Origin of the sequence: Aerococcus sp. 1KP-2016, from assembly GCF_002252085.1 — a bacterium.
Lineage (GTDB): Bacteria > Bacillota > Bacilli > Lactobacillales > Aerococcaceae > Aerococcus.
This window is the reverse complement of record NZ_NEEY01000017.1, coordinates 23392-34684: the sequence shown is the minus strand read 5'-3', so window position 1 is coordinate 34684 and position 11293 is coordinate 23392. Positions and strand designations below refer to the sequence as shown.

Genomic DNA, 11293 nt, shown 5'->3' with positions numbered 1-11293 from the left:
TTCCCCAGATAATGTTTAACAATTTCCAATTTAAATTCTAGTGAATATTTTGCCATAAAAATAAACCCCCAAAAGTTAGATTTTTGGTCTCTTTTGGGGGCCTCTACACTAGATGTCTGGGATTTTTTTTGTGGCAAATTTCGCGCATTTTCTATTTTTACACGTATATAAATAGTGGAGGTGGGAAAATGGATTTGGCACAGACAAGTGAGGGTAGCTATATAAGGGCAAGCGATATTGCGACACTTGGCTCAGTTCACGCAAGGAAAAATTTGTACTGCCCACATTGTAAGCAAGCCGTATTCTTTAAAATGGGCCCCCATACTAGGCCGCATTTCGCTCATTTTAACCAAAGCGCAGATCATATTGGCAAGGGTGAATCTGACCTTCATCAGCAAGCGAAAATAGCCATTGCACACCAGCTTGAATTAGCAGGAATCCCGTGTCATATTGAATATTCTATTGAAGATAAAATGAGACGAGCAGATATATTTATAAATCAACAGACGGGCATTCACCAACATCTGACCATTGAAATTCAATATTCACCTTTATCAGCACAATCTGTCTATGCCAGAGAGGCGGACTATGCAAAGCATGGGATAGCTGTAGTGTGGCTCTTAGGCTACCAATCAGACTATGCTAGCATCTTTAAAAATTCAAAAGGTGTTCATCCCAAGTCCAGTGTGATAAATCGTCTACGCCCCTTTATCATCCATATGCCAGCCTTTGGATTTTGTCTGCCATTTTGGTATGAAGATGAGGAAAAGGTATTACTGCTGAATCTGGATATTTATGGCAAGCCAATGCGCAAAATCATAATGAAAATATCTAAATATTTATATTATTTTTGTGTACAACCAGCGCCAGAGAAAGTAGCTTATCTTGCAATCCAAATTGAAACAATATCGAAGCCAATAAAACAAAATCGCTTCATTCAAACACTACTAGTTAGTCCCAATCAATTTGAAAAACGAATTTTAGATTTTTTATATGTACGGGGGAGATATATCCAACATATAAATCCAAAAATATTTAACTATCGGGGTCAAACTGTGTTTACCAAACATGTAGATTGGCATCTATTGGTCATCTATCAAGTTCTCACAGACCAAGGGATGCCCTTGTCTGATATTTTAGCCTATATGTATGAACATGATTGCTTTTATGAACATCCACCATTTACAAAAGACTTGATTGAACAATATATACGTGCACTCATCAGACATTTCAAAATGAGCTAGCAAATTAGTGTAGGAAAACTTTGCCTTATGTTAAAATGATAATATCATTAAAAAAACGGAGGGTAATTATGGCTAAAATTTTTGAAGCAAAACCAAGAAACGAAGTAGATAGTGAATTTCAATGGGATTTAACCACCATTTTTCCAAGTGACGAGGCATTTGAAACGGCCTTAGCGGCTTTCCCGGCGAAGGCAGAAAACTTTGCATCATATAAAGGCACCTTAACAGAAAGTGCCGATCAAGTTGTGAGCGCATTAGAAGAGTTACTGGCTGTGAGTCGTGAATTAGAGGTCTTATATGTTTATGCACACTTGAAACATGACCAAGATACTAGTGACAACAAATACTTAACATACAATAGTCAAGCGGGTGCCTTAGCGGCGCAAGTAAGCGAGAAAATTTCATGGTTTGAACCTGAAGTGTTGACTGTAGCTGAAGATATTCAAGCGACATTGGAAGCATCAGAAACATATGGTCATTTCTTCCGAGAACTATTCGCCAAAAAAGCGCATATTCTTTCACCAAATGAAGAATCATTATTAGCTGGTGCCGGTGAAATATTTGGCAACTCGTCAACTACATTCTCTCTATTAAACAATGCTGATTTGAAATTCGGTAAAGTAAAAGATGAAGATGGCAATGATGTAACCCTATCTCATGGGTCATACGGTGTCTTATTAGAAAGCAGTAATCGTGAAGTACGAGAAACAGCCTTTAAACAGCTGTATGCATCATATGACGCAGTGAAGAATACCAATGCATCTTTGATGTCGGGCAATATTAAAGGGCACAATTATACAGCCAAAGTACGTCATTACGACTCAGCACGTCAAAAGGCCCTAGATAATAACAATATTCCTGAAAGTGTCTATGATACTTTACTAGACACAATTCATAAAAATTTAGATTTATTACATGAATATGTAGCTTTACGTAAAGATATGTTGGGGATCGAGGACTTACAAATGTGGGATATGTACACACCGTTAACAGGTGAAGCGCCAATCAAGTTCACTTTCGAAGAAGCTAAAGAAGTTACTTTTAAAGCTTTAGCGCCACTAGGGGAACAATACTTGAAAGACCTTGAAAAAGCCTTTGACGAAAAATGGATTGATGTTTACGAAAACGAAGGGAAACGTTCAGGTGCTTATTCATCTGGTGCATATGACACCAACCCATATGTGTTACTAAACTGGCAAGATTCCTTGAATGACTTATATACCTTAGTTCATGAATTAGGTCACTCAATGCACTCATACTATACGCGTACCAATCAACCATACATCTACGGAGACTACTCAATTTTCGTGGCAGAAATTGCATCAACAACAAACGAAAACTTATTAACATCATATTTATTAGACACAATCAAAGACAAGGAAGCCCAAATTTATATCTTAAACCACTACTTAGATGGTGTAAAAGGTACAATCTTCCGTCAAACACAATTTGCTGAATTCGAAAAATTCATGCACGAATCAGACGCGAGCGGTCAACCGCTAACTGCTGATTTCCTTAGCGACAATTACTTTGATCTAAACAAAAAATACTATGGTCCAGCCGTTGGTGAGGACCGTACAATTGCTTTAGAATGGTCTCGTATTCCGCATTTCTACATGAACTACTACGTATATCAATATGCAACTGGGTTCTCGGCAGCCAACACTTTAGCTAAACGCATGGTAGCAGGTGAAGATGGGGCAGTTGAAAAATACCTAACATACCTAAAATCTGGTTCTTCTGATTTCCCAATCAACGTAATGAAGAACGCGGGTATCGATATGACTAATGCTACCTACATTGAAGAAACATTAGCCCAATTCTCAGAACGACTAAAAGAATTAAAAGCTTTGTTGAATAAATAGATGAAACCAAAAACCATCCTGGAGCGTTGAACCCCAGGATGGTTTTTATTATAAATGATGTAAAATCAAACATGCATTATCATTGCGAAATAATCAAATAGCGTGTTTTTGCTAGAAGTGAGTTACTCAGCAAAATTCACATAAAAAAGCGCTGAAATTTTCATCTCAACGCGTCAATAATTTGATTATTTTTTAATACATGTTAAACGAGGGCTATTTTTTGCTTTTAGGGCCATCGCTTCCTCAGATTTCATCATCATTTGATTGGTTAATGATTCTAAGCTTTCTTGTGTGATATTTGATTCAACTTTTAGACCATATTTATAATTAATATTATCAAAAATAACAACAGTAGGGTTAACTGAAATTTGCATTTGACGAGCAAGTTTTGCATCAGCTACCAGACTTTTTTTGGTCAAATCAGAATCGATATCTTGTTGCCACATTTCCATGTCTAAGCGACTAGCTTGGGCAATTTCTAACATTTTCTCGTGAGTGTAAGGATTTCCTTGACGACCAAAATATTCTTGAATATTCATTAAGAAGCCACGGCCAACTTTTTTCCCTTGAAGTAGTGCTGCCTTATAGGCCTTACAGACTTCTTGGTGGGCTAAGTAAAGCTCGTTACGCTCGGCTAGGGTCAATGGACGATCTAGCGCCTTCACATAATTATTAAATGTGTGCATGTCACTTGTTGTAATGATACGGAAGTACACTTTATTGTCTGTTTGGTTGACAAATTTTAAGACTTCTTCTTCGCAAGTCAAACACGCATCACCTAGTGGGTTCACAAATAAAAATACCTCAAATACATGGTTATGTTGACAGGGAACGATGCCACTGTCTTTACCAGCATTTGTTTGGGTTAATTTCTGTGCCATTTTCTACTCCTATACTATTTATTTTTTACAGTTTTCATTTCGTCTTGGGTGTTACATTATTTGGTTAAATACGTACTTCAAATCTAAGCTATCGCCCAATTCTATCAGGACATATTTAAAATTGCAATCTATATGGTTCGCTGTATATTACTTTTGCGTAAGTAAAATACCATCCTCGTGATATAACTTATGTTTATGCCACAATTGGATCCGCCGCTGATTGTGACATACGACGAATTTTTTGTTTCACAATTTGTTGGGGGATATCATATTTTTGCAAGATTTCTTGGAAAAAGGCTTGACCACTTGTTGCATCATGGCTCTCGACTTCCAGTTCAAAATCCTCAAATTGGCTAAAATAGCAATGGTCTAACACCATGGTATGCCCTTGAATGCTTTGTTGATGGCGGACGGTTTTAAATTGGCCAATCACTACAAGATCACTTAACGCAATATCAAATCCAGCTAAAATCTTCGCAATTTCGGGTCCGTTTGTTAATTTACCGGTAGTAGCAATCACTTCAGCATCTGCTGACGTCAATTTGTCGGTTGTTTCTAATTTCTGATGGTTGGCCACTGGTTGTTTCATGGTTAAGTGGACGTAGGTATCTGTGATTCGCACGCGAAGTCCGATTTGTTGATTCCGTAATTTACCATCTTCTGTATCAAAATAAATATTTTTCTGTGTTAAGGCAGGTGTTTGATCAAATGCAAAGGCCTGAAATAACCGATTGTAGGTCGCTTCACTCAACAGGTTCTTATATTCAATTTCAATATTTTTCGTCATGGTAAACGTCCCCTTTTCTGATTTCATTGTTTAGTATATCAAGATTTACATAAAGTTAACACTAAAAGACTTCATATCAATATCAAGAAATTTATTTGGTTAGTGCATGCAAACTTTGTCCACGCTTGCCTTTTTTGTTATAAATATAGATGAAATTGTGTTAGAATAAATGGGATGCTTATGTGTTTATACTATATAAAGTGGGTGACGAAATGGTGGAAGATTGGCAGAGTTTTCTTGCGCCGTATCGACAGGCTGTCGAGGAACTAAAAGTAAAATTTAAAGGTATTCGAAACGAATTTGAAGAAGCGAATCTTCAATCCCCAATCGAATTTGTAACTGGTCGTGTGAAAAGACCAGAATCTATCTTGAGAAAAGCGAAATTTAGAGAAGTCGTTGAAATGAATGAGCAAAATATTGAGGATGTCATCGAAGATATTGGTGGTATTCGCATTATGTGTCAATTCGTGGAAGATATATATCGTGTTGTAGAGATTCTACACAACCGTGAAGACTTCGATATTATTGTAGAGCGTGATTACATAACCCATAAGAAGGCTAGTGGTTACCGTTCATATCATATTGTCATTGCATATCCAATTGAACGTATAACAGGGACAGACAGTATTCTTGTAGAAATTCAAATTCGGACCTTAGCAATGAATTTCTGGGCAACAATCGAGCATTCTTTGAATTACAAGTATGCAGGTGACTATCCTATGGAATTACATAAACGTTTAGAAAGAGCAGCAGAAGCAGCCTTTCAATTAGATGAAGAAATGTCCGCAATACGTGAGGAAATTAAAGACGCGTAAAAGTTGGATAAAGGTACAGAAGCATCTGTGAGGAATAATGGATTCTTCTAAGAGCTTCTGTGTTTTTATATCAACATCAATGTAGCAAGTGCACGAGGATGATTTGGGGGATATAGGATGAGAGTTGCAGTTCATTATAGAGACGGCGATAATTCAAAAAAAATTCACGACATAGTAAAAGCTTCCATTGATAATGCTGAATTTGAACTGGATTATGATAATCCAGAGTTGGCCATTTCAATCGGTGGAGATGGTACGCTTTTAGAGACCTTCCACACTTACGCTGACATGTTAGATACAGTTCGATTTGTGGGTGTCCATACGGGTCATTTGGGCTTTTATACAGACTGGACGGAAAGCGAATTACCTGAATTTTTAGCTGCTTTACGTAATGATTCTGGTGAAAGTGTGTCCTATCCGCTATTAGAGGTCACCATAGATTATAAGGATGGGCGTCAAGAGCGTCACATTGCCTTAAATGAGTCTGCAATCCGTCGATATGAAGGTACAATGACCAGTGAAATTTTCATCAAAGAAGAAAAGTTCGAATTCTTTAAAGGTGATGGATTATGTATCTCCACGCCAACAGGATCAACTGGCTTGAATAAATCACTTGGGGGAGCTATTGTCCATCCACGTTTAGATACTATTCAATTGACGGAGATTGCTTCGATAAACAACCGTGTTTACCGGTCGTTGGCGAGCCCAATCCTGATTGCAAAAGATGAATGGATTGTTGTCAAACCGGTGAAAGATCACGATATGGGTGGTGTATTTTTATCACTCGATCATTTAACATATCAAATTTCTGATGTGGCACAAATTACATATAGGGTAGCGCCAGAACGGGTGCATTTCGCGCGCTATCGTCACATGCATTTCTGGGACCGTGTGGAGAATTCATTCATTGGGGTCAATGATGCACCAAGAAGAAGAAATTAAATCAACAATATTTATATTGGTAGGGAAAGGTCGTAATGAGTATGATGGTATTCGAATGGCAAGCTGAGGAGGCTTCTTTGACGCGAACCTTTTTGAAACATCATGGGGTTTCTAGAAGAATGTTGTCCCGGATTAAGTTTCATGGGGGACAAATATTAGTGAACGGCGTAGAACAAAATGTACGCCATCCGCTTCGTGTGGGGGATAAGGTGACTGTTATGTTACCGAGCGAAGGGAAGCAGGAGATTATTGAGGCGATTGATTTGCCAATTGATATTCTGTTTGAAGACGACCATTATATTGCGGTCAACAAACCAGCTGGCTATACATCGATTCCATCGCAGTATAATCCTCAAGGGTCTATGGCCAATATATTGAAGGCGTATTATCAAAAACAAAATTATGAAAACCAGGTTATTCATGTAGTGACACGTTTGGACCGGGATACGAGTGGGGTCATGTTGTTTGCTAAACATGCCTTTGCCCATGGCTTAATCGACCAGCAGATGCAGAAACAAGGCTTGGAAAAGACCTATATCGCAATTGCGAATCAGAGGGTAAAAGAAGTTGATCATGGCTTTATTGATGACCCTATTGACCGAAGTCCACGTTCAATTGTGGAACGTCGCGTACATGAATCGGGACAAGATGCCTTAACGGAATTTTGGCTAGACCAAGAGATTGGTGATGTCAAAGTGTATCGTGTTCAATTACATACAGGGCGTACGCACCAAATACGGGTGCATTTTGCTTTTCATGGGGCACCTCTAATTGGTGATGATTTGTATGGGGGGAGTTTAGCTTACCCCATACAACGTCAGGCTTTGCATTGCCAATCATTGAAGTTTCGCCATCATTTTACCGGAGAAATGATTGAAATTAAGGGGCCAGTGCCGGATGATATTTCGTCATGGTTACCTTTGTAGGCTATAATATAGAGGGAAGATAATAAAAGTGTAAGATTACAAAAAGATATAGAGGTGAGAATATGAGTCGTGATGAAGAAAAATATGATGTAAACATTCAAGAAGTAGATAATGATGAAGTGGAAATTTATGAGCTAAGTCATCCTACCGATGAAGAAATATATGCGAGTATTATTGAGGCGTTGCATAATAATGATCAAGAAGCATTTGAAGAGGAATTCTTCAAAAACCATACCTATGATCAAGCTCAAATATATTTAACTTTGGAACCAGCGGACCGTGTGAAGGTGCATCATTACCTGGATCCTAAGGAATTAGCAGAGGTTTATGACATTATCGATGAAGACGATCATGACCAAATTCTGACTTTCTTATACGATATGGAAGATCATTATGCTGCCGATGTCTTGTCTTATATGTATACCGATAATGCGGTAGATATTCTGAATGAATTGAAACCGGAAAAAATTAGAACATATATGCATTTGATGCCAAAAGCGGCAGCAGATGATATTAAAGTATTGATGCATTATGCGGATGAGACGGTTGGTTCCATTATGACCACGGAATTTGTGTCGATTACGACCAATCAAACCGTGAAATCGGCGATGACCATGTTACGGGCTAAGGCGGCTAACGCTGAAACAATCTACTATCTATATGTGGTAGATGAAGATAATCGTTTGGTCGGGGTACTATCCCTTCGTGACTTGATTGTGAATGATGGGAATGTCATGATCAACGAATTAATGTCTGATCGTGTGGTTTCGGTTGATGTAAATGAAGACCAAATTAATGTTGCCCGTACGATTCAAGACTACGACTTCCTAGCCGTGCCGGTTGTGGAAGAAACAGGTGAACTAATCGGGATTGTAACCGTTGATGATGTTATCGACGTTTTGGATGACGAAGCCATGCAAGATTACTCTGGTTTGGCCGGGGTAGATGTTGATGAACAATATACATCACCATGGGCTTCTGCCAAATCGCGGTTGCCATGGCTGATTATCCTATTGTTCTTGGGTATGGGTACGTCATCTTTAATTTCAAACTATGAAGGCATGATTTCTGAAGTAGCGACATTGTCATTATTTATTACCTTAATTACAGGTACTTCAGGGAATGCCGGGACTCAATCCTTGGCCGTTGCCGTGCGAAAATTAGCAACGCCGGATGATGAAAATTCGAATTTGGGCTCCATGATTTTACGTGAAATTCTAACGGGTTTAATTTCTGGTGGGGTCACTGGTTTTGTGGTAATGGTTGTCGTGGGTATTTGGCAACAAAACTTTATTCTGGGTGACGTGATTGGTATTTCTATGCTTGCGGCAATTACCGTGGCCAACCTAGCGGGTTCATTGATACCCATCTTAATGGATAAATTAGGGTTGGATCCAGCAGTTACCTCAGGGCCGTTCATTTCGACATTGTCCGATTTGACCTCGGTTCTGATATACTTCACGATTGCGTCGCAATTCCTACATTTATTGGCTTAATGACCTAGTCGGCAATCGCTATTTTTGCAATAGGATTTAACTGTAACAGTTGACAGAATTATTAGATTGCTTTAATATTCACTTATAGCTTTTTCATAAAGTAAAAGAGCAAAGTATATTGATAAATATAATTGTAAATAATGTCCACGTTGAGTAGATAAGTAGGTTGATTGGCTAGCGCAGAGAGTCCATGGTGGTGTAAATGGATGTAAGTCCGTCGATTGAAAATGGTCTAGGAGTGACAAGTGTAGAATGTGTCCACTTTAGCACTTGCGGTTGATAGTCGATAATCTATCTTCGTATGTTTGTACGAATGAGGTAGACATGTATTGTCTATGAAGTAAGGTGGTACCACGTTGTAGACGTCCTTATAATACAGAGATGTATTATAGGGGCGTTTTTTCTATAAGGAAAGCCAAAATGTGAGCGATATAGTTTTTTGAAAATGGAGGGAAAATGATATGCCAATTAAAGTAGTTCAAGATTTACCAGCATTGCAACGATTAACCCAAGAGAATATTTTTATCATGGATGAACGTCGTGCGACTATGCAGGACTTCCGTACCCTGGAAGTGGTAATCGTGAACTTGATGCCAACCAAAGAGGCAACAGAGGAGCAACTCCTTCGTCTTTTGAGTAATTCGCCACTTCAAGTAAATGTGACCTTTATTCATATGCAATCACACCATGCGGCACATATTTCGGAACACCATTTGAAAGAATTTTATCGCACCTTTGATGAAATTAAGGACCGTTATTTTGATGGCATGATCATCACAGGGGCACCAGTTGAAAAGATGCCATTTGAGCAAGTGAATTATTGGGATGAAATCGTATCAATTATGGAATGGTCTAATAAACATGTTTTCTCAACGTTACATATTTGTTGGGGTGCCCAAGCCGCACTGTACCACCATTATGGCATTGATAAGGAACCTTTAGACCGTAAATTGTTCGGTATCTACCAACAAGAATTACGAGACGAAAAGGTTTCACTGATTCGTGGTATGGATGAAGTTTTCTGGATGCCACATTCACGTCACACAACCGTGGCAACGGAAGCCTTTGAAAATTCATCTGAACTAGAAATTCTGGCCGGATCCAAAGAAACAGGTGTAGCTATTGCACAATCAGTGGATTCTCGTTTTGTCTTTATTTTTGGTCATGCTGAATACGATGCAGAAACCCTGGATAAAGAGTACAAACGTGACGTAGACCAAGGCTTGCCAATCGACATGCCCGTAAACTACTATCCAAATGATGACCCAAGTCAAACACCAAAACTAAAATGGCGTACAGCAGCCAACACCATCTATGCAAACTGGTTGAATTACTATGTGTATCAAGTGACACCATTCGTAATTGAACAAATTGATGGCTCATGGGAAGCTGGTCAAAACTAGTATTGACGGTCGTGCCATATATATTGAAATGATATTTTATCGGTTTTCTATAAGTGGTGGATGATAATTTATCCTACTCGCTGACATATGCTCAGGTCTTTTGATATTTATTTTTACGGTAACTGGGGTATACTAGGAACATACAAAATTTAATAGAGGTGTCATATGGAAATTAAAAGAGGCGACCAAGTCATTCATTTAGTAGGCCAACAATTAGCAGTTGGCGAACAACTACCGGATGTAAACTTAATCGATAAAGACAAAACAAGTGTAGCATTAGCAGATCGTATCAAAGGCTTAACAGTGATTAGTATTGTACCGGATATCAATACCCGTACATGTAACATCCAAACCAATCATTTTGCAGCACTTGCCAAAGAAAAAGATTATCCAATCTTAACAATCTCAACCAATAAACCGGAAGACATCGTCAACTGGTGTCATGCCAATGATGTGGACATGGTTTACCTATCTGATGTGAATCATGAATTTGCCGATGCATCAGGCTTATTGATGGCCGAAAATGGGAACCTAGCCCGTACCGTATTCTTGGTAGATGCAACAGGTAAGATTGAATACATGGAAATCGTAGCAGACATGCGCGAAGAACCAAACTATGACGCCGTAATTGCCTTGGCCGATAGCTTAAGCAAATAAGATAACCGCCCCGAGCTTGATGCAAAGTCAGCTTGGGGCTTTTTTATGAAAACGGGGGCTTTGCCTTTGCTGGCAAACTAGTGGTTGGTGAGTTGGAGTAGGCCAACTTGATGAAGTTTTCGCCTCACCAACTCCTGGTGGCCTTCTATTTGGCAGTAGCGCCCCTTTTTGTCAAAATAGTGAAAGTCCTATCTAACACAAGCCTTTCTGTTTAACGTACAAGGATTGAACATGGTATAGTTTAATTAACGAAAACTGATGAAATGAGTCATTTAAA

At 38.8% G+C, this 11293-nt stretch carries 10 protein-coding genes and 1 other annotated feature; of the genes, 8 read left to right on the top strand and 2 right to left on the bottom strand.

Annotated elements, in window-relative coordinates:
* Positions 1 to 188 precede the first annotated feature (188 nt).
* Entirely contained in the window at positions 189 to 1244 is a 1056-nt protein-coding gene (locus B9P78_RS04790; RefSeq protein ID WP_094518385.1) for a competence protein CoiA, read from the top strand.
* Positions 1245 to 1312: 68 nt separating this feature from the next.
* A complete protein-coding gene (gene pepF, locus B9P78_RS04785) occupies positions 1313 to 3109 on the top strand; it encodes an oligoendopeptidase F (RefSeq protein ID WP_094518384.1) in 1797 nt (598 codons plus the stop codon).
* Positions 3110 to 3294: 185 nt separating this feature from the next.
* On the opposite strand, the gene B9P78_RS04780 is transcribed toward pepF, so the two are convergent.
* Complete coding sequence (locus tag B9P78_RS04780) at positions 3295 to 3990, bottom strand: DsbA family protein (RefSeq protein WP_094518383.1); 696 nt, start codon at positions 3988 to 3990, stop codon at positions 3295 to 3297.
* A 193-nt stretch (positions 3991 to 4183) separates the two neighbouring features.
* Entirely contained in the window at positions 4184 to 4777 is a 594-nt protein-coding gene (locus B9P78_RS04775; RefSeq protein WP_094518382.1) for a CYTH domain-containing protein, read from the bottom strand.
* 212 nt (positions 4778 to 4989) lie between these two features.
* Here B9P78_RS04775 and B9P78_RS04770 point away from each other — a divergent pair, with 212 nt between their 5' ends.
* From B9P78_RS04770 to B9P78_RS04745, 6 genes are all read left to right on the top strand, one after another.
* A complete protein-coding gene (locus tag B9P78_RS04770; RefSeq protein ID WP_094518381.1) occupies positions 4990 to 5592 on the top strand; it encodes a GTP pyrophosphokinase family protein in 603 nt (200 codons plus the stop codon).
* Between the two features lie 117 nt (positions 5593 to 5709).
* Positions 5710 to 6534 (top strand): NAD kinase, encoded by an 825-nt coding sequence (locus B9P78_RS04765; protein WP_094518380.1) that lies wholly within the window; start codon positions 5710 to 5712, stop codon positions 6532 to 6534.
* 44 nt (positions 6535 to 6578) lie between these two features.
* Positions 6579 to 7460, top strand: a complete 882-nt coding sequence (locus tag B9P78_RS04760; protein ID WP_199445736.1) for an RluA family pseudouridine synthase — start codon at positions 6579 to 6581, stop codon at positions 7458 to 7460.
* A gap of 62 nt (positions 7461 to 7522) precedes the next feature.
* Positions 7523 to 8956 (top strand): magnesium transporter, encoded by a 1434-nt coding sequence (gene mgtE, locus B9P78_RS04755; RefSeq protein WP_094518379.1) that lies wholly within the window; start codon positions 7523 to 7525, stop codon positions 8954 to 8956.
* Between the two features lie 140 nt (positions 8957 to 9096).
* Positions 9097 to 9329: a binding site (T-box leader), on the top strand.
* A gap of 88 nt (positions 9330 to 9417) precedes the next feature.
* A complete protein-coding gene (gene metA, locus B9P78_RS04750; protein ID WP_094518378.1) occupies positions 9418 to 10359 on the top strand; it encodes a homoserine O-succinyltransferase in 942 nt (313 codons plus the stop codon).
* 165 nt (positions 10360 to 10524) lie between these two features.
* On the top strand, positions 10525 to 11016 hold the full coding sequence (locus B9P78_RS04745; protein ID WP_094518377.1) for a redoxin family protein: 492 nt from the start codon (positions 10525 to 10527) through the stop codon (positions 11014 to 11016).
* The last annotated feature ends 277 nt before the right edge of the window (positions 11017 to 11293 follow it).